This is a genomic window from Paraburkholderia xenovorans, assembly GCF_046030735.1.
GTDB classification, from domain to species: Bacteria; Pseudomonadota; Gammaproteobacteria; order Burkholderiales; family Burkholderiaceae; genus Paraburkholderia; species Paraburkholderia xenovorans_A.
In genome coordinates this window covers 1-22,088 of sequence record NZ_JAQQBV010000012.1, presented here as the reverse complement: position 1 = coordinate 22,088, position 22,088 = coordinate 1, and the positions used below count along the sequence as shown (strand labels likewise).

Here is a 22,088-nt window from a genome sequence, read left to right as displayed (position 1 = left end):
AACCCATGACGCAACTGAACCTCACGCCGACGCTTGCCGACACGGCGGCCGCCAGCAACAACGCCAATCTCAACGCCACCGAAGGCGCACAGCCGCTCGCGCGCTGGCGCGTCGCCGACATCGTCGCGTTGTACGAACTGCCGTTCAACGACCTGATGTTCCGCGCGCAGCAAACGCATCGCGAACACTTCGACGCCAACACCGTGCAACTGTCGACGCTGCTGTCGATCAAGACCGGCGGGTGCGAAGAAGATTGCGCGTACTGCCCGCAGTCGGTCCATCACGATACGGGACTGCAAGCCGACAAGCTGATGCCGGTCGACGAAGTGCTGGCCGCCGCCAAAGTCGCGAAAGAAAACGGCGCGACGCGTTTCTGCATGGGCGCCGCGTGGCGTAATCCGAAAGACCGCCATCTCGAACCGATCAAGGACATGATCCGCGGCGTAAAGGCGATGGGTCTGGAAACCTGCGTGACGCTCGGCATGCTCGAAACGCATCAGGCGCAGGCGTTGCGCGACGCGGGCCTCGACTACTACAACCACAACCTCGACACGTCGCCGGAGTTCTACGGCCAGATCATCTCGACGCGCACGTATCAGGACCGTCTCGACACGCTCGAACGCGTGCGCGACGCGGGCATCAACGTGTGCTGCGGCGGGATCGTCGGGCTGGGTGAATCGCGTCGCGAGCGCGCCGGCCTGATCACGCAGTTGGCGAACATGGACCCGTATCCGGAATCGGTGCCGATCAACAATCTGGTGCAAGTGGAAGGCACGCCGCTGACCGGCACCGAAGCCATCGACCCGTTCGAATTCGTGCGCACGATCGCCGTCGCACGGATCACGATGCCGCGCGCGATGGTGCGCCTGTCGGCAGGCCGCGAACAGATGGACGAAGCATTGCAGGCGCTGTGCTTCCTCGCCGGCGCGAACTCGATTTTCTACGGCGACCAATTGCTGACCACCAGCAATCCGCAAGCGGAAGCGGACCGCAAGCTGCTCGAACGACTCGGCATTCGCGCGGAAGCCGCGCAGCAAATGCCGCTGGATCAAAGCGGTTGCGAGCCTGGTTGCGATAAGCACGCGGCGAATTGAGCGAGTCGACGGGTAGAGCGTGCGAGGGCTGCGTGTAATAAAAAGGCTGCCTCGCAATCGAGGCAGCCTTTTTACTTTCGAGGGCGCGCCTTACCTCTTGTCGACGATGATCTGATCGAACGTTCCGCCATCGGAGAAATGGGTTTGCTGCGCCTTCTGCCAGCTGCCGAACATTTCTTCGACCGTGAAGGTCTTGATCGGCTTGAACTCGGCAGCATGCTTCGCGAGCACGTTCTTGTCGCGCGGACGCAGATGATGTTCCGCGATGATTTCCTGCGCGGCCGGCGACCACAGATAATCCAGATACGCCTGCGCTTCCTTGCGCGTACCGCGCTTATCGACCACCTTGTCGACGATCGACACCGGCGGCGCCGCGAGCAGGCTCACCGACGGATACACCGCTTCGAAATTGCCCGCACCCGCGCCGCCATCCATCAGCGCCACTTCGTTCTCGAAGGTGACCAGCACGTCGCCGATACCGCGTTGCGTGAAGGTGGTCGTCGCGCCGCGGCCGCCTGTGTCGAGCACCGGCACATTCTTGAAGATCGCTTTCTCGAAGTCGATGGCCTGCGCGTCAGTGCCGCCGTGCTGCTTGCGATAACCCCACGCGGCCAGATACGCATAGCGGCCGTTACCCGAGGTCTTCGGATTGGCGATCACCACCTGCACGCCGGGCTTTGCGAGATCGTCCCAGTCCTTGATCTGTTTCGGGTTGCCCTTGCGCACGAGGAACACCATCGTGGTGGTGTACGGCGCGCTGTCGTCCGGCAGACGGGCGCGCCAGTTGGCGGGCACCAGTTGCCCCTTTTCGGCGAGCAGATCGATGTCGTTCGGCTGGTTCATCGTCACGACGTCCGCCTGCAAGCCTTGCAGCACCGACAGCGCCTGCGCGCTCGACGCGCCGTGCGACTGGCGGATCGCCACCGTCTCGCCGCTCTTCTGCTTGTACGCGGCGATGAAACCGGCGTCGATGTCCTTATACAGCTCGCGTGTCACGTCGTACGACACGTTGAGCAGCGATACCTCTGCGTGCGCCGTCGATACGCCGCCGAGCGCGAGCGTGATTGCCGTCATGCCGGCTGCGAGCCAGCGCGATGTCCCCGTGTTGCCTGCCATCTTTTCCCCGCCTATCGATGATGAAAACCGGTGGCCGCACGAAGGTGCAGCGTGAAGCGGGATTCTAACGGATCGCTTACGTCAGGTCACACGAATGCATGCTGGGCGGCATCGAGCGTTTCTTCGCGAAAGCGCAGCGGCGCCGCGCAATGCACGAGCGTGTCGATGAAATACTTCGCGCGCGGCCACGGACCGAATCCCGCCGCGGTGTTGATATGCCCCGCGTCGCCGAGATTGACGAACGCGCTGCCGAGGCGCTGCGCGAGATCGCGCGCGCCGGTGAGCGGCATCCACGGGTCGGTTTCGCTGCCGATCAGGATCGACGGAACGCCGAGGCGCCGCGCCTCGAACGGCCCGGCAAACGTGAATTTCTGCGGACTCGCGGGCGCGACGAACAGCACGCCGATCACGTCGTTCGCGTAGGTTGCCTGTTGCAATGCATGCGCGGCCGCGAGGCAACCGAAGCTATGCGCGGCCAGCACGAACGGCCCGCGCTCGCGTGCGAGCAGATCGCGCAGCGACTTGGCCCAGCCGGCGACGTCCGGTGCATCCCAGTCGGCCTGCTCGACGCGCAACGAGCGCGCGAATTGCCGTTCGAGCCAGGTTTGCCAATGCGCGCCCTCACTGCCATGCAGGCCGGGAACCGTGACGAGCCGCGGCGGCCATGTCGATTTGGTGCAGTTAAGCATGTCTGTCCCTCACTGCCGGAGTTCAGGAAAGCATTGTCCCGCCGGGCGCTGTAAGGGAGAACGAAGTTTTTGTGCTTTGTTTATCGGACAAATGCGCGGACAAATGCGCGGACATATGCGGCGTTGTGCTTCGGCTCGCCGTGCTGAAAGCACACAAAACTGCACGCCCGTGCGCAAACGCGCGCGATCGGCGTCGAAAAAGTAGAATGAAGCCTATTCATAAAAGGAGGAGCCCCGTGCGCCCGGAGTCATTGGGCAAGCCGCTGGCTTTGCCGCCTTCGCAGGCGGTCCTCTTCGCCGACGAATCCGAATCCGCTGCCGAGCGCATCTCAGGGAACGCATGAAAATCCTCTTCTACATGCCGCACGCCGACGCCGCCTCCTGGCTGCACGACTTTGCACGCGCGCTGCCCGAGGCCAACCTGCGCGAGTGGCAACCGGGCGATACCGCGCCGGCCGATTTCGCGGTCGTGTGGCGGCCGCCGCGCGAGATGCTGGCCGGCCGCGACGACCTGCGCGCGATCTTCAATCTCGGTGCGGGCGTCGACGCGATTCTCGCGCTCGAACACGACGCGCCCGGCACGCTGCCGCGCCGCACGCCGCTGATCCGTCTCGAAGACACCGGTATGGCGCCGCAAATGGCGGAGTATGTGGCGCATGCAGCACTGCGTTACCTGCGCCGTTTCGACGACTATCAGACGCAGCAAAGCGAGCGCCGCTGGCAGGTGCTCGACGCGCATCCGCGTGACACCTTTACGGTCGGCGTGCTTGGCCTCGGCGTGCTCGGTGCGCACGTCGCGAAAACGCTCGCGGCGTTCGGCATGCCGGTGCGCGGTTATAGCCGCAGCGCGCGGCAGATCGGCGGCATCACGACCTTTGCCGGCGACGCGCAATTCGACGCTTTCCTCGACGGCGTGAAGCTGCTGGTGAATCTGCTGCCGCACACGCCGGATACGCAAGACGTGCTGAATGCACAAACTTTCTCGAAGCTCGCAAAAGGCGCATACCTGGTCAACGTCGCGCGCGGCGGGCATCTGGTCGAGCAGGATCTGCTCGACGCGCTCGCAAGCGGCCAACTGTCAGCCGCCACGCTCGACGTGTTCCGCGAAGAACCGTTGCCCGCGGATCATCCGTTCTGGCGCGAACCGCGCATCACCGTCACGCCGCACGTGTCCGCGCTCACGTTGCGCGAAGAAAGCGTCGTGCAGGTCACGCGGAAAATGGCGGCGCTGATGCGCGGCGAGACGGTGAGCGGCGTGGTAGACGTCGAGCGCGGATACTGAATCGAGCAGGAAAGCGAACACGGCTGTTGAATACGATCGGAAGGAGACACCATCATGGCCTTACCCCAACACGTCAAAATCGTCGAAGTCGGTCCGCGTGACGGGCTGCAGAACGAGAAAGAATTCGTCGCCACCGCGATCAAGGTCGAGCTGATCGACCGTTTGTCGGCGGCCGGTTTCCGCAATGTCGAAGCCGCGTCGTTCGTGTCGCCCAAGTGGGTGCCGCAAATGGCCGACGGCGCCGACGTGATGGCCGGCATCGCGCGCCGGCCGGGCACGATCTACTCGGTGCTCACGCCGAACCTGCGCGGCTTCGAAGGCGCGCTGGCCGCGCGCGCGGACGAGATCGTGATCTTCGGCGCCGCGAGCGAGGCGTTCTCGCAGAAGAACATCAATTGCAGCATCGCGGAAAGCATCGACCGGTTCGCGCCGGTCGCCGCGGCGGCGAAGGAACATGGCGTGCGGATTCGCGGCAGCGTGTCGTGCGCGCTCGGCTGTCCGTATCAGGGCGAGGTGGCGGTGGCGTCGGTGGTCGACGTGGTCGAACGTTTCGCCGCGCTCGGCTGCGACGAGATCGATATCGCCGATACGATCGGCGTCGGCACACCGAAGCGCACGCGCGAAGTGTTCGAAGCGGTCACCCGGGTGTTTCCGCGTGAGCGTTTGTCCGGGCATTTCCACGACACCTACGGCCAGGCGCTCGCGAATATCTACGCGGCGTTGCAGGAAGGCATCGAGATCTATCACGCGTCGGTGGCGGGCCTCGGCGGCTGCCCTTATGCGAAGGGCGCGACCGGCAACGTCGCGACCGAAGACGTGCTGTATCTGATGAACGGCCTCGGCATCGAAACCGGCATCGACCTCGCGCAGGTCGTCGCGATCGGCGATTTCATCTCGACGTCGATCGGCCGGCCGAACGTGTCGCGCGCGGGCAAGGCGCTGCTCGCCAAAGCGCGCAGCGAAGCGGCCCATTGCGCTTGACCCCTGCAACCTACTCAGGACCTGAACGATGACGGACCACGCCACTCCCGAAACCGACGATCTCGCCGCGCTGCCCGATTCCGCGCGCCGCGTCGCGCTGTTGTTGCGCGAACGCGGTCACGCCGGCCGCATCGTGATGTTGCCGGAAACCGGCAAGACTTCCGCCGAAGCCGCGGCCGGCCTCGGCTGTTCGGTCGCGCAGATCGCCAAGTCGATCCTGTTCCGCCGTCGCGAAGACGATGCGCCGGTGCTGGTGGTCGCGAGCGGCGCGAATCGCGTCGATGAAAAGAAAGTGGCTGCGCAAGTCGGCGAGATCGGCCGCGCGGATGCGAAATTCGTCCGCGAAAAAACCGGCTATGCGATCGGCGGCGTCTGTCCGATCGGCCACGCGACGGAGCCTGTCACGCTGATCGACGCCGATCTGCTCGCGCTCGACAGCCTGTGGGCCGCCGCCGGTCATCCGCATGCGGTGTTCAATCTGACCGCGCAGCAACTGGTTGCGTTGACGAATGCGCCGGTGGTCGACGTGGCGCTGCGCGAGGCGGTCTGACGCGATGACAGCCGGCATCGACAACAGCCACGACGATGCGGTGGAGTCGCCCTGCATCAACGTGTGCAGAATGGACGCGAGCACCGGCTGGTGCGAAGGATGCCTGCGCACGATCGAGGAGATCGCCGGCTGGTCGTCGTTCGACGCGCACGCGAAACGCGCGGTGTGGGACGCGATCGAGGTCCGCCACGCGGAGTTCATGGCGAACCAGGCGCTAGCCCGCGCGACGAACCCGACAAAGGTGCCGCGATGACCGGCGCGCCGCGCGTCGTGACGGTCGGCGAAACGTTCAGTTCGACGCTCGAGTTGTCGGCGGAGTCGGTGAAATCGTTCGCCACGCTGGTCAACGATTTCAACCCGCTGCATCACGACGACGCGTATGCGGCGCAAAGCCGCTTCGGCGGCCTGATCGCGTCCGGCACGCAGCCGACCGCGCATTTCATGGCGCTGCTGGCCACGCATTTTTCGAGCTACGCGCAGCCGCTCGGACTTGAGTTCGATATCAAGCTGAAGAAGGCGGTCCACGCGAACGACACGCTCACGTTCACCTGGCGAGTGCGCGACGCTTACTGGAAGCCGAGCCTGAACGGCGATCTCACGCATCTCGAAGGCACGGCGGTGAATCAGCGCGGCGAGACGATGTTGATCGGCGCGTCGACGATTCTGGTCATGCCGAAACCGGAAGCGTCCACGTCCATAGGCACACGATGATCCATTTACCCGCGTCGATCCGCGTGTTCGAGCGCGGCTGGCTCTCGTCGAACAACGTGCTGTTGACCGACGACGCCTGCGCCGCGCTCGTCGATACCGGCTATGCGACGCACGCGCCGCAAACGCGCGCGCTGCTGCAGCAGGCGCTCGGCGCGCGGCCACTCGATCTGATCGTCAACACACATCTGCATTCGGATCATTGCGGCGGCAACGCGCTGTTGCAGGCAACGTGGCCGTGCCGCACCGCGATCCCCGCATCCGAAGCCGACGCGGTGCGCAACTGGGACGAAGCACGCCTGACGTTTCGCGTCACCGGCCAGACCTGCGAGCGCTTCGGCTTCTCCGGGACGATCGCGCCCGGCGCGCATCTGCGGCTCGGCGCGCTCGATTGGGAAGTGCTCGGCGCGCCCGGCCACGATCCGCATTCGCTGATGCTGTATTGCGCGGAAGAACGCATCCTGATCAGCGCGGATGCGTTGTGGGAAAACGGCTTCGGTGTGATTTTTCCCGAGCTGGAAGGCGAAAGCGGTTTCGCCGAAGAACAGGCGGTGCTCGAAGCGATCGCGAAGCTCGACGTGCGGCTCGTGATTCCCGGTCACGGCGCGCCGTTTACGAATGTCGGTGAGGCGCTCGAACGGGCTTTTTCGCGCGTCGCATGGTTGCGTGCCGATCCGGCGCGCAATGCGAAAAACGCGTTGAAAGTGCTGATTGTGTTCAAGCTGCTCGAAGTCCGCGAGATGAGCTTCGACACGTTGCTGCGCATGCTCGACGACGCCGCCGTGATGGGCGCTGCGGCGGCAATGCTCAAGCCGCGCAGCGAATGGCCGGCGCTGGTGCAAGAGATTGTCGGGGAACTGGCCGCGAAGAACGGGCCGCTGGAAATCGACGGTGCGCGCATCGTCGCACGCTAGATACCGCTGAGCGGCCCACATGAATCCGTCGCCACAAAAAAAAAGCCGCTCGACCATCGAGGCGAGCGGCGGAAATTCTGTCGGACGTGATCAGCGTCAGGGTGAATGATACGCGTGCCTGTTTTTTGATCGCATCGGTGATTTCCCTACAGAACCTTGACGGCGCGGTTTAAAGCCGTCTACACGCTGCTTGACGGAGGGACGCAGCTTCGTCGCTTCTTGACGATTGCCGCGGGGCAAGCTTACTTCCGTCCCTATGAATAATGCTGCCGCACGGTTGTTCTGGAATCCGTAGCATTTGCACTCTCTCCGCCTCGACGGAAACGGCCGCCGCTTAAGCCACACGCGTGGCATAGGCATCGCTTCAGGTGGAGGGCAGCCGTCTCTGCGGCACGATCCGCCAGCCGAGATTCACACCCGCGGCCGCGAGCAGAATCAGCGCCGCGCCGAGCACCTGAATCCACGCGAGCGTCTGCCCGAATGCGACCCGGTCGACGATGATCGCCACTACCGGATAGATGAACGACAGTGCGCCGGTCATCGCGGTCGGCAGTTTCTGGATCGCGCCGTACAGGAGCACGTACATGATCCCCGTGTTGACCACGCCGAGTACGATCAATTCGAGCCATTGCGCGCCGGTGGCCGGCAATGCGTCGAAATGCACGAACGGTGCAAGCATCACGACGCCGAGCGACACCTGGATCAGCGCGATCAGATGCGGCGGCGTGCCCTTCAGCCGCTTGGTGATGATCGACGACACCGCGTACATCGCCGCCGCGCCCACCGCATAGGCGACGCCGGCCAGATACTGGCCCGGCACCGCCAGCACGGCCGGTTCGACCTTCACGACGAACACGAGACCGATGAACGCGACAGCGAGCCACGCCACCGTCGACGCGCTGATGCGCTCGCGAAACACCAGCGCGCCGAGCGCCACCAGCATGAAAGGCTGCGTGTTGTAGACAGCGGTGGCCATCGAGATCGAGGCCCGCGAATAAGCGGCGAACAGCAACACCCAGTTGAGCACGATCGCCGCGCCGCCAAGCAGCGCGAGGCCGAGCATCTTCCACGAGAACAGCTTGCGTCTGAAAAGACCGAGCACCGCGCACACGAGCGCGAGCGTCGCGCCGCCGAAAATGCAGCGAAAGAACACCACGTTGAACGCGCTCTGCTGCGACGACACCACCAGCCAGCCGATGGTGCCGGACATCAGCATCGCCATCGTCATTTCCGCCGCGCCGCGGCGAATCTCATTCGAAGCCATGATTCGAGTCCCGGTTTGATTTCTGCGTGACAAGCAGTTTAGTTAATCCGGTTACTCGAATACATGGCTAAACTTAAGCCTATCTGCGATAGCACCTAAAGATCGAAGGCAATCATGTCGAAACGCCTTACCTCGTCCGCGACTGTGTCCAGCACCCCGCTCGACGACACCGACCGGGCGCTCCTCGCCGCACTCGCAGCCGATGCGCGCCAGCCCGTCAGCGAACTCGCGCGTCTGATCGGGTTGTCGGCGCCGAGCACGGCGGAACGTATCCGGCGGCTCGAAGCGCAAGGCGTGATCGAGCGCTTCACTGTGCAGATCGATCCGCGCGCGCTCGGCTTCACGTTGCAGGCGATCGTGCGGGTCAAGCCGTTGCCCGGACAATTGCATCTGCTGGAAGACGTGATCCGACGCATTCCGGAGTTCGTCGAATGCGACAAGGTGACCGGCGACGACTGCTTCATCTGCCGCCTGTATCTGCATTCGATCGAACAGCTCGACGAGATTTTGACGAAGGTGACCGAGCGCGCGGAAACCAGCACCGCGATCGTCAAGTCGACGCCGCTGCCGCGCAGATTGCCGCCGCTGGGTTGAGTGCGCGCGAGGCCGGGGTTTTAAACCGAACGGCCCACACGATCCACTACTCGAGCGCTTCGAAAAACGACAGCATCTCGGCGACCAGTTCGTCCGGCGCCTCCTCCGGAATGTAATGCCCGCACGACAGCGAACGCCCGCTGACATCGCGCGCAACATGGCGCCATTCCGCGAGCGCGTCGAAGCATTTCTCGATCACACCCTTGTCGCCCCACAACACCCGCAGTGGACAGCCGATCTTATGACCGCGCTCGATGTCCGCACGATCGTGCTCCAGATCGATGCTCGCCGACGCCCGGTAGTCTTCGCACATCGCATGCACGGCGCCGGGTTGAGCAAGCGCTTCGCGGTACGCGTCGAGCGCTGCGGGCGCAAACGGCGCGAGGCCCGCGTGACGGCTGCCCATCACCGCGTCCACATACGCGGACGGATTCGCGCCGATCAGCGTTTCCGGCAACGGCTCGGGCTGGATCAGAAAGAACCAGTGAAAGTAGTGAGTGGCGAAGGTGCGGTCGGTGGCTTCGTACATCGCGAGAGTCGGTGCGATGTCCAGCAGCATCAGACGTTCGACGGCGTCGGCATGGTCGAGCGCCATCCGATGCGCGACGCGCGCGCCGCGATCGTGTGCGCAGACGAGAAAACGTTCGAAACCGAAGTGCCGCATCACGGCGACCTGATCGGTGGCCATCGCGCGTTTGGAATACGGGGTGTGACTGGCGTCGCTCGACGGTTTGTCCGATGCGCCGTAACCGCGCAGGTCGGTCGCGATCACCGTGAAGTGCCCGGCGAGTTGCGCGGCGCAGCGCGCCCAGATCAAATGGCTCTGCGGATGACCATGCAGCAACAGAAGCGGCGGCCCGGCTCCACCCTTCACTCCGAAGATATCGACGTCGCCCGCGGCGACACGAAAGGGCGTGAAATCGTCGAAGGCCATGGCACGTCTCTTGTTGTTGGGATGACACCGCATTGTAAAAGCGCAATGTGACCGTGCGGGGTGGGATAGCCCACGCATTGCATAGAACCTGAACACTCCTTCCAACCGTTCCAGACGATCCGAGCGGACGCGTTTCGCGGCTTCCCCTATAATCGAACGATCGTTCTTAAATCTTCCGCGGTGTCGCAGCCTGCGCAGCCGGAGCGCTTGTCCAGTCGTCGTCGTTGTTGGCATCGTCGACAGCGACGCAGCGCAGGCAGCGTGCCGCTACACTCACACCATCAGCCGGGCGCCCGAACGTCGTACCGGCTAGCTCAATCAGGAGACTTGCACCATGGCATTGCCCGCCGTCCTGCAGAACCTTGCGCTGCCTGTCGTCGCCTCGCCGATGTTCATCGTCAGCTATCCCGAACTCGTGCTGGCTCAATGCAAGGCCGGTATCGTCGGCTCGTTTCCGGCGCTGAATGCACGCCCGGCCGAGTTGCTCGACGAATGGCTCACACAACTCCAGAGCCAGCTCGCCGAACACAAGGCGACCCATCCCGATGCGATCATCGGGCCGATCGCCGTCAATCAGATCGTCCATCAGTCGAATACGCGTCTCGAACACGACGTGCGCGTGTGCGTCGAGCACAAGGTGCCGATCTTCATCACGAGCCTGCGCGCGCCGGCTCGCGAGATCGTCGACGCAGTGCATAGCTACGGCGGCATCGTGCTGCACGACGTGATCAATCTGCGCCATGCGCAAAAAGCGCTTGAAGCCGGCGTCGACGGTCTGATCCTGGTGGCGTCCGGCGCGGGCGGCCATGCGGGCACGACCTCGCCGTTCGCGCTGGTCGGCGAAGTACGGCGCATGTTCGACGGCCCGATCGTGCTGTCCGGCTCGATCGCCAACGGCGGCTCGATTCTCGCCGCGCAGGCAATGGGCGCGGACCTCGCCTATATGGGCACGCGCTTCATCGCGACCAAAGAGGCGCACGCGGTGGAAAGCTACAAACAGGCGATCGTCAATTCGACGGCGTCGGACATCATCTACACGAACCTGTTCACCGGCGTGCACGGCAACTACATTCGCGAAAGCATTCTGAACGCAGGGCTCGACCCGGACGCGCTGCCGGAATCGGACAAGACCGCGATGAACTTCGGCAGCGACAAGGCGAAGGCGTGGAAAGACATCTGGGGCGCGGGCCAGGGCGTCGGCCTGATGGACGACGTGCCGGCCGTCGACGAACTGGTTGCGCGTTTGACCCGCGAATATAACGACGCGAAAGCGCGGCTCGGCATCGCTCGCTGAGCGGGGTGCGTGGGGGCGCGCCGGTGCATCGGTGCGTCGCCCCGTCGGCATCTACCTCACCGCCAGCGCCTTGATCTGCTCGAGCGACGGCCATAACGATTCGTTGGCGAAGCGCTCGGCAAAGAAGTCGACAAACGACCGCACCTTCGCCGACAGATGCCGCCGGCTCGCGTACACCACGTGAATCGGCAACTCGCGCGGCGGCATTTCATCCACGAGCAACGGCACTAGACGCCCCGCGGCGAGGTCGGTGCCGATCACCTCGGTGCCTAGCGTCGCAATGCCGGCGCCTTGCAGCACGATGACCCGCTGCGCTTCCAGATGGTTGACGATCAGATTGCCGGTGAGACGTACACGCGGCGTGGCGTCGCCGGTTGCGAGTTCGAGTGCGGACACGCCCGCGTATTGCAGATAGTTGTGACGAGCGAGATCGGCCACGCTCTTCGGCGTGCCATGCCGCCGCAAATAAGCGGGTGACGCGCACAGCACCAGGTGCGCGGTCGCGATCTGCCGCGCAATCAGCGACGACGACTTCAACCCGCCCGGCGAGGCCCGAATCGCGACATCGAAACCTTCGTCGATCAACTCGACCACACGGTCGGACAAGGTGATGTCGACGGTGACCTGCGGATACTGCGCGGCGTAATCCGCCACCGCCGCCATCACGTGACTCAAACCGAATGCCGACAGCGACGACACCCGCAACCGCCCTTGCGGCACGACGCTCGCCGCGCCCACCACCTGCCCGGCTTCGTCGAGTTCGGTCAGCACCTGCGAGAGCCGCTCGTAATACTCGCGGCCTGCTTCGGTCGGCGCGACGCGCCGTGTGGTGCGATTCAGGAGACGCGCGCCGAGTTGCTGTTCGAGGTGCATCACGTGCTTGCTGGCCATCGCCGCCGACATCGTCATCCGCTCGGCCGCGCCGACGAAGCTGCCCACTTCGACCACGTGGCGAAACACTTTCATGCTGACCAGAGTGTCCATCTCAATCGCTCGCTGGAGGAATCAATCCGCGTCATTTTGCCGGGTTTATCAAAAGCTGGTCAGCAAACAGATGGGCCAGTGACACGGATGAATCGTCCAGACGCAACAAAGCCCGCCTTCCGTAAGAAAGCGGGCTTGGCGGATTTCGTGGAATGGCGGCGCGCTGCGCTGCCTGCGCCCAGGGCAAGCTAGGCCAGGTGTCGCCCAGACCCAACGGCCTAGAACTTCGCGCGCAGGCCGACGCCGTACGTGTTGCCGCTCGACAGGCTGGAGATCTTGTCGTACATGTACGCGGCGTAGACATCGGTGCGCTTGGACAGCGGGTAGTCATAGCCGAGCGCGGCCGTCTGACGGGTCTGGTCGAAGCCGCCGCCGTCGCGCGAGTAGGCGTACGAGGCCATCACCGAGCCCGGGCCGAACGGCACCGTCGCGCCGCCCTGCGCGGTGTTCACGTGCCAGCTCGTGACTTGCTGGTCGTTGTACGTGTACATGTACTGGCCGAAAAACTTAACGAACTTCAGGTCGTACGACAGGCCGACTTGCGCGACGCTCTGGCTCTTCAGGCCCGGCACGCCCGAGGTGCCGAAGCTGCCCAGGTCGCTCGGCGTGTTGTTGAAGTTCACGTACTGGTACACCGCCGTCGCCGCGAACGGGCCGTGGAAGTACAGCACCTGGCCGCTCCACTTCTTCGCGCCGTTTTCGGTGGTATTGCCAAGCGCGTACATTGCGGTCGCCGACAGACCGTTGAAGTTCGGCGACGAGTACGACACCGCGTTGCTCCAGCCGGAGTCGCCCGTCACGCCCTGATCGGTCCGGTAGGTCGGGAACGTGCCGAGGCCGAGGTACGTATGCCAGACCATCGGCGAGAACTGATACGAATCGACGAACGGGTTGAACAGAATCGTCGACACGAACAGCGGCGTCGTCAGACGGCCGGCCGTGACGGTACCGTACGGCGATTCGATGCCCACATACGCGTTACGCGAAAACATCGTGTCGCCCGTGAAGCGGCCGTACTGGCCGTTCTGCGCGAGGAAGAAGCCTTCCAACGTAAAAATCGCCTTGTAGCCGTTACCCAGATCTTCAGCTCCCTTCAAACCCCAGTACGAGGTCGACATGCCGCCGCCGGACACCTCGGCCGCACTCTTGCCCCCCGGGAATTTCTGCGCGCCGACCCATTCGTCGACCTGACCGTAGAGTTGCACGCTCGATTGCGCAAAAGCAGACGATGCACTGGCCAGCAGAACGGCGCACGTGGTTGCCTTAAGGGTGGTTTTCAGTGCACCGCTGATGCTCGTTTTCATGGGTTCTCCTGTCTTTGTCAAAAAGGGGTGGGCTGTGCGAAAGACGTAGCTCGCGCGAACCTGTAGTTGTTGTCCGTTCGATGACCGAGCCAAGCTGGGCGGGACCATCTTTGCGGACCATTTTTATGAACAAAAATATCGCTGGTTATTGCGGGTATATCGGTCTGATTAGTTTTGTCGCTTATCGGCCTGATACAGCACGCCTGCAGGCACCTGAATCGCACCGCAGCAATTCGCGCCTCAGCGCGCAAAGCGTTACTGAACACGTGGCCGCCTCGTGATAACGACTCAGATGACATGCGGATGACGCACCGCCGCATAACCGATCGAATTTGACGACGGGAGGCCGCTCAGTGCCGAGCGTTTTTCAAAAAAGTGTGGTGTCTAAACGTCACATCGGGACGCATCGCGTCGCGTTGATGGCGCGCTCGGGAAGGTCGGAGACGTGCAAAGTACGCAGGCGCTCAGTTTGGAAAGGCGGGAGGGAGGAGAGGTAGTGAACAAATGCTCAGCACGGCGAATGAGGTTCGCGCGCACCTGCATTGCCGCGGGTGCTAATTGCGGTAAGGCGAACCGTCCGGCTGACGTGGGTCGTCCGCTTGACGCTGCATGACGCGCGACGAGCCGCGCTCTTCGTTATAGCGGGCGACGTCGGCTCGAATCGAACCGGTACGAACCGGCGCATTGGCTGGCGGACGGGGCACCGAACGCGATTCGGCGCTCACCGGAGTAATGGCGCCGGCGTATTGCATGCCGCTGCGGCCTTCACCTTGATACCCCGAATAGCCAACGGGACCCGCGACACGACGAGCGCCCGGGTTGTAGCCGCCAAAGCCGTTCGCGTAATAGCCGCCACCCAGGTTCGCGCCGCCGTTCACGCCACCACGAGCCCCACGCGCCGCATTGCGATCTGCCACGGCATTGCCGCCATAGCCACGCGACGGCCTGACGTTCGCACCGTCATAACGCGCTTCATTGCCGACCGATCCGCGTGCGGCGAAGCCCTGCGCCGACGTATGCGCATATCCCCCGCCCCCGCCGCCATGTGGCATTCCAGGCACTTTTGCATAGGCGAACGAGCACAGCGCGGCGATAACCGCGCCCAACGCCCAGTGCTTCGTTCTCGACAACCCGTTCACCCGTGACTCACCTGCCCGAAGACCTGCCTGAGGCCCACCGTTCGAGCTGCGATGGACCTGTTCTGGGACTGGCGCGGGCGCCGCGGATAACGTGCGGCGCGGGGCATCCCGATGGCCTGTGGACAGTAATTTATGGGTGCCGGCCAAGGGTGTCGAGGCAAAAAGTGTTAGGCCCGGGGCGGTGTTGTAACACCTTGTTACTGCGACGTTTTTTTGCGACAGAGCCCTTGCGTGAAAGCCTTGAAAACGTTCACCACAGAGGCATTTTCAGGATACCGATGTAGTGCGAAGCATGACGAATGAAGGGCGAATCTTTCACCGAATTCGGCGAAACGGCAGTGGACCAAACCGGTGCCGTCACCAATACTGGAACTTGGCTCTTCTTCGCCTGCCTATCCCGTGTCGCGCGCTTTTGATGCGCAGTCTTCATTAATCAAGTCGGCAAATGAATTTGCATTTTCAATCGGTCTTCCATAACAATAGCCGGTTCAAATAGGCAACGGCACGCGCCGTCGTGCTTTCCGCTTCATCGAAACGAGATTCCGACATGGCTCGCCCAAAACTGCTTCCCGACAACTTCACCTTGTGCCTCATCGGCACCGTGATCCTGGCCAGCCTGCTGCCGGTTCACGGGCAGGCCGCCGTCGGGTTCAACTGGGTGACGAACGTCGCGGTCGGCCTGCTGTTCTTCCTGCACGGCGCCAAGCTGTCACGCGAAGCGATCGTTGCGGGGGCGACGCATTGGCGGCTTCATCTGGTAGTGCTGCTCAGCACGTTCGCGCTGTTTCCATTGCTCGGCCTCGCGCTTAAACCGCTCCTTTCGCCACTTGTCACGCCGGCGCTCTATGCGGGGGTCCTCTTCCTGTGCACGCTGCCGTCGACGGTTCAGTCGTCGATCGCGTTCACTTCGATCGCCAAAGGCAATGTGCCGGCTGCCGTATGCAGCGCGTCGGCCTCGAGCCTGCTGGGCATCTTCATCACGCCCGCACTCGTCAGCCTCATCGTCACCAATCAGGCGGCGAGCGGCGGCGCGTCGCCGTGGCACACCGTGGGCAACATCGTGCTGCAACTGCTGGTGCCCTTCGTGGCCGGCCAGTTGCTGCGCCCGCTGATCGGCAAGTGGATCGAGCGCAACCGCGGCGTGCTGAAGTTCGTCGACCAGGGGTCGATTCTGCTGGTGGTGTACGGCGCGTTCAGCGAAGCCGTGACCGAAGGCTTGTGGCATCAGATTCCGCTGTCCGCGCTCGGCGGCCTGCTGCTGATCAGCGCGGTCCTGCTCGCGCTCGCGCTGGCTGTGACGATAGTCGTCAGCAAGCGGCTCGGCTTCAACCGCGCGGACCAGATCACGATCATCTTCTGCGGGTCGAAGAAAAGCCTTGCCGCCGGCGTGCCGATGGCCAAGGTGATTTTCGCCTCGCATGCGGTAGGCGCCGTAGTCTTGCCGCTGATGCTGTTCCACCAGATCCAGTTGATGGTGTGCGCCGCGCTCGCGCAGCGCTGGGGGGCTCGCGACACCTCCGGCGAAACCCGCGCGGCCGCGCGCGAGCGGCCCGCCGCCGCCGTCGCGCGCCGGTAAATACGCGCGCAATGCAAACAGGACATTCATAAGCGCCCTCCCTGAGCGTCGTTTGAAGAAAGCCGCCTCGTGCGGCTTTTTTGTTATTTCACGCATAAAACGAGTCGCTGTCGCCTCAGCCGGAAGACATAGGGCGATTCCGAGGCAATTCCCAGGAGATTCCCAGGAGATTCCTGGAACAGTCCCAACCGATCCAAACCGCACCACCCCGGTGCAACGCGTCACCAAAACTTCATTCAACTTCAAGCAGGGCGGGCCGATATGCCGAGTGTCGATCGCTACGCCTACCTGCCATGCAACCTAGCTCGTCCTCCCGATCCGCCACGCCGCGCATCGAGGAATTGATTGCCCGGCGTGAGCTGTCCGCCGTGTTCCAGCCCATCATCGATTTCGACGGCGGCGCGATTCTCGGCTACGAAGGCCTGATCCGCGGCCCGGCGGGCACACCGCTCGAAACACCGTTCGCGCTGTTTTCGCAGGCGTTCGCCGAGGGCTGCGGCATCGCGCTCGAACGCGCGGCCGCGCGCACCTGCATCGAGGCGTTCGGGCAGATGAACTGCGAAGGCAAGCTGTTCCTCAATTTCAGCGCGGGTGCAATCCGCCAGATGGCCGAAGCCCGCAACGACATCCTCGCGCTGCTGCGCAATTGCGGCATCGATCCGCAACGGATCGTGATCGAGCTGACCGAGCAGAATGCGATTCCGGACGTGGCCAGCTTCGTCCCGGTGGTGTCGATGCTGCGTACGACCGGCGCGCAATTCGCACTCGACGACTACGGCACGGCCAACGCCAGCATGAACCTGTGGGTGCGCCTGCAACCGGACGTGGTGAAGATCGACCGATTCTTCATCCACGACATCGCCAGCGATCCGCTCAAGTTCGAAGCCGTGCGCGCGATGCAGCATTTCGCGAACGCGAGCGGCGCGCGGCTGGTGGCCGAGGGCATCGAGAACGAAGCCGATCTGATCGTGGTGCGCGACATGGGGATCGGATGTGGTCAGGGCTTTTTCTTCGGCCGTCCGCATGCGCGACCGGCCCGCGAGGTGACGGACGACGCCCGCGACGCGCTGCGCGCCGGCCACATCGCCGTGTTTCCGGAGACCACGCGCACGGTGAGCAGCGCGTCGCCGTCGGGCGGGATGGCGTCGGCGAAAATGCTGGTGCATGCGCCCGCGCTGCCGCGCCACGCCACCAATAACGACGTGCTCGATCTGTTCAACCGCCTGCCCGATCTGCACGCGGTCGCGGTGGTCGAGTACGACGAACCGGTCGCGCTGATCAACCGGCGCAGTTTCATGGACCGTTACGCGCTGCCGTATCACCGCGAACTGTTCGGCAAGCGGCCGTGCCTGCAGTTTGCGAACGCGTCGCCGGTGATCATCGAGAAATCGATGACCGTCGAGCAGATGGCCAAACTCCTCGCGAGCGACGACCAGCGCTATCTCGCCGACGGTTTCGTGATCACCGACAACGGCAAATACGCCGGTCTCGGCACCGGCGAGAACCTCGTGCGCGCGGTGACCGAAGTGCGCATCGAAGCCGCGCGCTACGCGAACCCGCTGACCTTCCTGCCGGGCAACATCCCGATCAGCTCGCACATTGCCCGGCTGCTCGGCAACGACGCGGGCTTCTACGCGTGTTACGTCGACCTGAACCACTTCAAACCCTTCAACGACCAGTACGGCTACTGGCAGGGCGACGAAGTGCTGAAGTTCGCCGCGGCCGTGCTCGCCGACGTGTGCGATCCGACGCGCGACTTTCTCGGCCATGTCGGCGGCGACGATTTCCTGATCCTGTTCCAGAGCGAAGACTGGCGCGAGCGCGTGCTCCGCGCGATTCACGTATTCAACGAAGGCGCGCAACGGTTCTACGCACCGGCCGACCGGTTGGCGGGCGGCATCCACGGCGAGGACCGGCGCGGCAATCCGACGTTCTTCGGCTTCGTGACGATGGCGATCGGCTGCGTGCGGGTCGAGTCGGACGGCGGCCCGTCGCTCTACAGCAGCGAGGAAATTGCGTCGGTGGCGGCGCTGGCCAAGCGGCGCGCGAAGCACGAAGCGAGCGGCTTCGTGCTGATCGACGCGGACGAAAGCGTGAAACTGCTGCGTGGACAAAGCGAGGTGTCGGCACTGCCGGTGGACTAGCCGCGAAGCAGGATGGCGCATTGCTCCGGCTCTGTTTAGCAATTTTTACTAAAAAATAAATTCCACACCCGCCTCAACATCTACGGGTATCTCCGGGTATCGACCGCGTGTTCGAGCGGGTGATTGTGTTGCGTTTTACTATACAATCGCCCGAACTCAAACACCGTGCGGTTGCCTCTCTTCGCGGCCGCCAGCTTCAATGGCCACCACTATCCGCGACGTCGCGCGCGCCGCCAGCGTGTCGATCGGCACCGTTTCACGCGCGCTGAAAAACCAGCCGGGTCTTTCCGAGGCCACTCGTGTGCGCGTCGTCGAAGCGGCGCGGCAACTCGGCTACGACGCCGCGCAACTGCGCCCGCGCATCCGCCGTCTCACGTTCCTGCTGCATCGCCAGCACAATAACTTCGCGGTCAGTCCGTTCTTCTCGCACGTGCTGCACGGCGTGGAAGACGCGTGCCGCGAACGCGGCATCGTGCCTTCCGTGCTGACCGCGGGTCCGACCGAAGACGTGATCCAGCAGATGCGCGTGCATGCGCCGGATGCGATAGCGATCGCCGGCTTCGTCGAACCGGAGACGCTGGCCACGCTGGTCGCGATGCAACGCCCGCTCGTGCTGATCGACCTGTGGGCGCCCGGCTTGCGCTCGGTGAATCTCGACAACGCGATGGGCGCCCAGCTCGCGATGCGTCATCTGTTCGAACAGGGGCGCAAGCGCATTGCGTTCATCGGCGGATCGCTCGCGCATTTCAGCATCGCGCAGCGCGCGCTCGGTTACCGGCGCGCGTTTTTTGAAGCCGGCTTGCTGTTCGATCCATCGCTAGAGGCGACCATCGACGCCGGCCTCGATCCCGACAGCGGCGCCGCGCGCGCGATGCACCAGTTGCTCGACGCGCCGGGCCCGCGCCCCGACGCCGTGTTTGCCTATAACGACGCCGCCGCGCTCGCCGCGCTGCGCGCGTGCCTCGCGCGCGGCCTGCGTGTGCCCGAGGACATTGCGATCGTCGGCTTCGACGATATTCCCGCCGCCGCTCACGCCACGCCGCCGCTGTCGACGATCGCCATCGACAAGGAAACGCTCGGCCGGCGCGGCGTCGAGTTGCTGCTCGAAGACGACCCCACCGAACTCGAAGTCCGCCTGCCCGTTCATCTCATCGCCCGTGCCAGTACTTTGGTGAAAACGCCATGACGCAATCCGACTCTTTGCAACCCACCCCTCCGTCCGCGAACCCGCACGTGCCGCCCGTCGAGAGTTATCGCAACCGCGATTTCCTGCTCTCGCACGTGGAGGATACGCTGCGCTTTTACGCGCCGAACGTGTTCGATCCGAGCGGCGGCTTCTTCCATTTTTTCCGCGACGACGGGTCGATCTACGACCGGACCACGCGGCATCTGGTGAGCAGTTGCCGTTACGTGTTCAATTACGCAATGGCGTACCGGCAGTTCGGCGATCCGCAGCATCTCGAGTACGCGCGCCACGGTTTGCGTTTCCTGCGCGAAGTGCATTGGGACGCGCAGCACGAAGGCTACGACTGGGAACTCGAATGGCGTGACGGCGCCAAGCGCACGCTCGACGCGACGCGTCACTGCTATGGCCTCGCCTTCGTGCTGCTCGCGTATTCGCATGCGGCGATGGCCGGCATCGAAGAAGCGAAGCCGATGATCGCCGCGACCTTCGAGCTGATGGAACACCGTTTCTGGGACGCCGCCGCCGGTCTCTACGCCGACGAAGCGACGCCCGACTGGCGCGTGAATTCATATCGCGGGCAAAACGCGAACATGCACACCACCGAGGCGCTGCTCGCCGCGCATGAGGCGACCGGCCACCTCGTCTATCTGGATCGCGCGGAACGGGTCGCGTCGAACATCACGCTGCGCCAGGCGAAACTGTCGCAAGGGCTCGTGTGGGAGCACTTTCACGCGGACTGGTCGGTGGATTGGCACTACAACGAAGAAGACAGTTCCAACATTTTCCGCCCGTGGGGTTTCCAGCCCGGCCATCAGACCGAGTGGGCGAAGTTGCTGCTGATTCTCGAGCGGTTCCGCCCGTTGCCGTGGCTGCTGCCGCGCGCGATCGAACTGTTCGACGCCGCGATGACCCACGCCTGGGACGAAGATCACGGCGGCCTGTACTACGGCTTCGGCCCGGACGGCACGGTGTGCGACCACGACAAGTATTTCTGGGTGCAGGCCGAGACGTTCGCGACGGCCGCGCTGCTCGGCAAGCGCACCGGCAACGAGCGTTTCTGGGACTGGTACGACGAGATCTGGCGTTATAGCTGGGCGCATTTCGTCGACCACCAGTACGGCGCGTGGTATCGCATCCTCACGTGCGACAACCGCAAGTACAACGACGAAAAGAGCCCGGCCGGCAAGACCGACTATCACACGATGGGCGCGTGTTACGAAGTGCTGGCGCACGCGCTGCCGGACAGCGCCGCTGCACAGTCCGAATCCGCGGAGTACGCAAAATGAGCAACGTCAGCGCGAACAATCAATTCCCGGTCTTCATTTCGGCCGGCGACATCCTCACCGATCTCGTGCGGACCGGCGCCGCGCAATGGTTGTCAGTGCCGGGCGGCGCCGGCTGGAACGTGGCGCGCTGCGTGGCGCGGCTCGGACTGCCAACGGCGTGCGTGGGCTCGCTCGGCGTCGACAACTTCTCGGATGATCTGTGGAACGCGAGTGTCGCCGCCGGTCTCGACATGCGTTTCATGCAACGCGTGGCGCGTCCGCCGTTGCTGGCGGTGGTGCATCAGACGCATCCGCCCGCGTACTTTTTCATGGGTGAGAACAGTGCCGACCTGGCTTTCGATCCGTCGCGCCTGCCGGCCGGCTGGGCCGACCATGTGAGGTGGGCACACTTCGGTTGCATCAGTCTCGTGCGTCAGCCGCTCGGCGATACCTTGGCGGCGCTCGCGGCCGAGTTGCGTTCGCGCGGAGTGAAGATCAGCTTCGATCCGAATTATCGGAATCTGATGGAACACGGGTACGAGCCGATTTTGCGGAAGATGGCCGCGCTCGCGGATCTGATCAAGGTATCGGATGAGGATTTGCGACTGCTGTTCAAGACCGACGATGAGGCCGCGGCGCTGGCCGAACTGAAGGCGATGAATCCGACTGCCACGGTGCTGGTGACGCGTGGTGCCGATACGGCGATGTTGATCGACGGCGCGGTGGTGGTTGAGGCGCGGCCGCCGCGGGTCGAGGTGGTCGATACGGTTGGGGCTGGGGATGCGTCGATTGGCGGTTTGCTGTTTAGCTTGATGACTGCTCCGCAGCGAGCGTGGGGGGAGCATCTCGCGTTTGCTTTGGCCGCTGGCGCGGCGGCTTGTCGGCATGCGGGCGGGCATGCGCCTTCTTTGGATGAGGTTGTGGCTTTGATTTAGGTTTTTTTTGCCTTTGGCGGGTTTTGTTTTCTTGGTTTGCCTGTGGTGTTTGGGTTTTTTCATTTCTTATCTTTATCTTATTGGTCTATTGGTGTTGCCCCTGTGCGGGGCGGCACTTACTTTCTTTGCCGCGGC

The 22,088-nt window shown here is 63.7% G+C and carries 22 protein-coding genes; 15 read left to right on the top strand and 7 right to left on the bottom strand.

Features of this window, described 5'->3' with window-relative positions; translation table 11 throughout:
* Positions 1-5 precede the first annotated feature (5 nt).
* Positions 6-1,094, top strand: a complete 1,089-nt coding sequence (bioB, locus tag PQQ51_RS13640) for a biotin synthase BioB (protein ID WP_408497316.1) — start codon at positions 6-8, stop codon at positions 1,092-1,094.
* Positions 1,095-1,184: 90 nt separating this feature from the next.
* On the opposite strand, the gene PQQ51_RS13635 is transcribed toward bioB, so the two are convergent.
* Both PQQ51_RS13635 and PQQ51_RS13630 read right to left on the bottom strand, forming a co-directional pair.
* A complete protein-coding gene (locus tag PQQ51_RS13635; protein WP_408497315.1) occupies positions 1,185-2,210 on the bottom strand; it encodes a sulfate ABC transporter substrate-binding protein in 1,026 nt (341 codons plus the stop codon).
* 86 nt (positions 2,211-2,296) lie between these two features.
* Complete coding sequence (locus PQQ51_RS13630) at positions 2,297-2,899, bottom strand: RBBP9/YdeN family alpha/beta hydrolase (RefSeq protein WP_408497314.1); 603 nt, start codon at positions 2,897-2,899, stop codon at positions 2,297-2,299.
* Positions 2,900-3,239: 340 nt separating this feature from the next.
* On the opposite strand from PQQ51_RS13630, the gene PQQ51_RS13625 reads away from it, so the two are divergent.
* The 6 genes from PQQ51_RS13625 to PQQ51_RS13600 are packed head-to-tail and all read left to right on the top strand — an operon-like array spanning position 3,240 to position 7,334.
* Positions 3,240-4,181: a 2-hydroxyacid dehydrogenase gene (locus tag PQQ51_RS13625; protein ID WP_408497313.1), complete on the top strand. Its 942-nt coding sequence runs from the start codon at positions 3,240-3,242 to the stop codon at positions 4,179-4,181.
* Between the two features lie 54 nt (positions 4,182-4,235).
* The gene (locus PQQ51_RS13620) at positions 4,236-5,162 is read left to right on the top strand and encodes a hydroxymethylglutaryl-CoA lyase (protein ID WP_408497312.1); all 927 of its coding nucleotides are present in this window, start codon (positions 4,236-4,238) and stop codon (positions 5,160-5,162) included.
* A 28-nt stretch (positions 5,163-5,190) separates the two neighbouring features.
* Positions 5,191-5,712, top strand: a complete 522-nt coding sequence (locus tag PQQ51_RS13615; RefSeq protein ID WP_408497311.1) for a YbaK/EbsC family protein — start codon at positions 5,191-5,193, stop codon at positions 5,710-5,712.
* Positions 5,713-5,716: 4 nt separating this feature from the next.
* Entirely contained in the window at positions 5,717-5,965 is a 249-nt protein-coding gene (locus PQQ51_RS13610) for a DUF1289 domain-containing protein (RefSeq protein ID WP_408497310.1), read from the top strand.
* Positions 5,962-6,423: a MaoC family dehydratase gene (locus PQQ51_RS13605; RefSeq protein ID WP_408497309.1), complete on the top strand. Its 462-nt coding sequence runs from the start codon at positions 5,962-5,964 to the stop codon at positions 6,421-6,423. Before PQQ51_RS13610 ends, PQQ51_RS13605 begins: the two co-directional genes overlap by 4 nt.
* Positions 6,420-7,334: an MBL fold metallo-hydrolase gene (locus PQQ51_RS13600; RefSeq protein WP_408497308.1), complete on the top strand. Its 915-nt coding sequence runs from the start codon at positions 6,420-6,422 to the stop codon at positions 7,332-7,334. Before PQQ51_RS13605 ends, PQQ51_RS13600 begins: the two co-directional genes overlap by 4 nt.
* Positions 7,335-7,698: 364 nt before the next feature.
* Here PQQ51_RS13600 and PQQ51_RS13595 read toward each other — a convergent pair whose 3' ends face one another.
* Positions 7,699-8,598: a DMT family transporter gene (locus tag PQQ51_RS13595; RefSeq protein WP_408497307.1), complete on the bottom strand. Its 900-nt coding sequence runs from the start codon at positions 8,596-8,598 to the stop codon at positions 7,699-7,701.
* Between the two features lie 114 nt (positions 8,599-8,712).
* On the opposite strand from PQQ51_RS13595, the gene PQQ51_RS13590 reads away from it, so the two are divergent.
* Positions 8,713-9,192 carry an Lrp/AsnC family transcriptional regulator gene (locus PQQ51_RS13590; protein ID WP_408497306.1) on the top strand — a complete coding sequence of 160 codons (480 nt, stop codon included), beginning with the start codon at positions 8,713-8,715 and terminating at the stop codon, positions 9,190-9,192.
* Between the two features lie 46 nt (positions 9,193-9,238).
* Here PQQ51_RS13590 and PQQ51_RS13585 read toward each other — a convergent pair whose 3' ends face one another.
* Entirely contained in the window at positions 9,239-10,126 is an 888-nt protein-coding gene (locus PQQ51_RS13585) for an alpha/beta fold hydrolase (RefSeq protein WP_408497305.1), read from the bottom strand.
* A 334-nt stretch (positions 10,127-10,460) separates the two neighbouring features.
* On the opposite strand from PQQ51_RS13585, the gene PQQ51_RS13580 reads away from it, so the two are divergent.
* The gene (locus PQQ51_RS13580) at positions 10,461-11,420 is read left to right on the top strand and encodes an NAD(P)H-dependent flavin oxidoreductase (RefSeq protein WP_408497304.1); all 960 of its coding nucleotides are present in this window, start codon (positions 10,461-10,463) and stop codon (positions 11,418-11,420) included.
* A gap of 51 nt (positions 11,421-11,471) precedes the next feature.
* Here PQQ51_RS13580 and PQQ51_RS13575 read toward each other — a convergent pair whose 3' ends face one another.
* Together PQQ51_RS13575 and PQQ51_RS13570 are read right to left on the bottom strand one after the other, a co-directional pair.
* Positions 11,472-12,404: a LysR family transcriptional regulator gene (locus PQQ51_RS13575; protein ID WP_408497303.1), complete on the bottom strand. Its 933-nt coding sequence runs from the start codon at positions 12,402-12,404 to the stop codon at positions 11,472-11,474.
* Positions 12,405-12,622: 218 nt separating this feature from the next.
* Positions 12,623-13,708: a porin gene (locus PQQ51_RS13570; RefSeq protein WP_408497302.1), complete on the bottom strand. Its 1,086-nt coding sequence runs from the start codon at positions 13,706-13,708 to the stop codon at positions 12,623-12,625.
* A 125-nt stretch (positions 13,709-13,833) separates the two neighbouring features.
* Here PQQ51_RS13570 and PQQ51_RS13565 point away from each other — a divergent pair, with 125 nt between their 5' ends.
* Positions 13,834-13,989 (top strand): hypothetical protein, encoded by a 156-nt coding sequence (locus PQQ51_RS13565; protein WP_408497301.1) that lies wholly within the window; start codon positions 13,834-13,836, stop codon positions 13,987-13,989.
* Between the two features lie 273 nt (positions 13,990-14,262).
* Here PQQ51_RS13565 and PQQ51_RS13560 read toward each other — a convergent pair whose 3' ends face one another.
* Positions 14,263-14,847: a hypothetical protein gene (locus PQQ51_RS13560; RefSeq protein WP_408497300.1), complete on the bottom strand. Its 585-nt coding sequence runs from the start codon at positions 14,845-14,847 to the stop codon at positions 14,263-14,265.
* A gap of 547 nt (positions 14,848-15,394) precedes the next feature.
* Between PQQ51_RS13560 and PQQ51_RS13555 the strand changes: the two genes are divergently transcribed.
* From PQQ51_RS13555 to PQQ51_RS13535, 5 genes are all read left to right on the top strand, one after another.
* Complete coding sequence (locus PQQ51_RS13555; RefSeq protein ID WP_408497299.1) at positions 15,395-16,423, top strand: bile acid:sodium symporter family protein; 1,029 nt, start codon at positions 15,395-15,397, stop codon at positions 16,421-16,423.
* Between the two features lie 293 nt (positions 16,424-16,716).
* Entirely contained in the window at positions 16,717-18,567 is a 1,851-nt protein-coding gene (locus PQQ51_RS13550; protein ID WP_408497298.1) for an EAL domain-containing protein, read from the top strand.
* A 199-nt stretch (positions 18,568-18,766) separates the two neighbouring features.
* Positions 18,767-19,753 (top strand): LacI family DNA-binding transcriptional regulator, encoded by a 987-nt coding sequence (locus PQQ51_RS13545; protein WP_408497297.1) that lies wholly within the window; start codon positions 18,767-18,769, stop codon positions 19,751-19,753.
* Entirely contained in the window at positions 19,750-21,039 is a 1,290-nt protein-coding gene (locus PQQ51_RS13540) for an AGE family epimerase/isomerase (protein WP_408497296.1), read from the top strand. The genes PQQ51_RS13545 and PQQ51_RS13540 overlap by 4 nt, the downstream gene beginning before the upstream one ends.
* Positions 21,036-21,953: a carbohydrate kinase family protein gene (locus PQQ51_RS13535; RefSeq protein ID WP_408497295.1), complete on the top strand. Its 918-nt coding sequence runs from the start codon at positions 21,036-21,038 to the stop codon at positions 21,951-21,953. Before PQQ51_RS13540 ends, PQQ51_RS13535 begins: the two co-directional genes overlap by 4 nt.
* Positions 21,954-22,088: the final 135 nt, after the last annotated feature.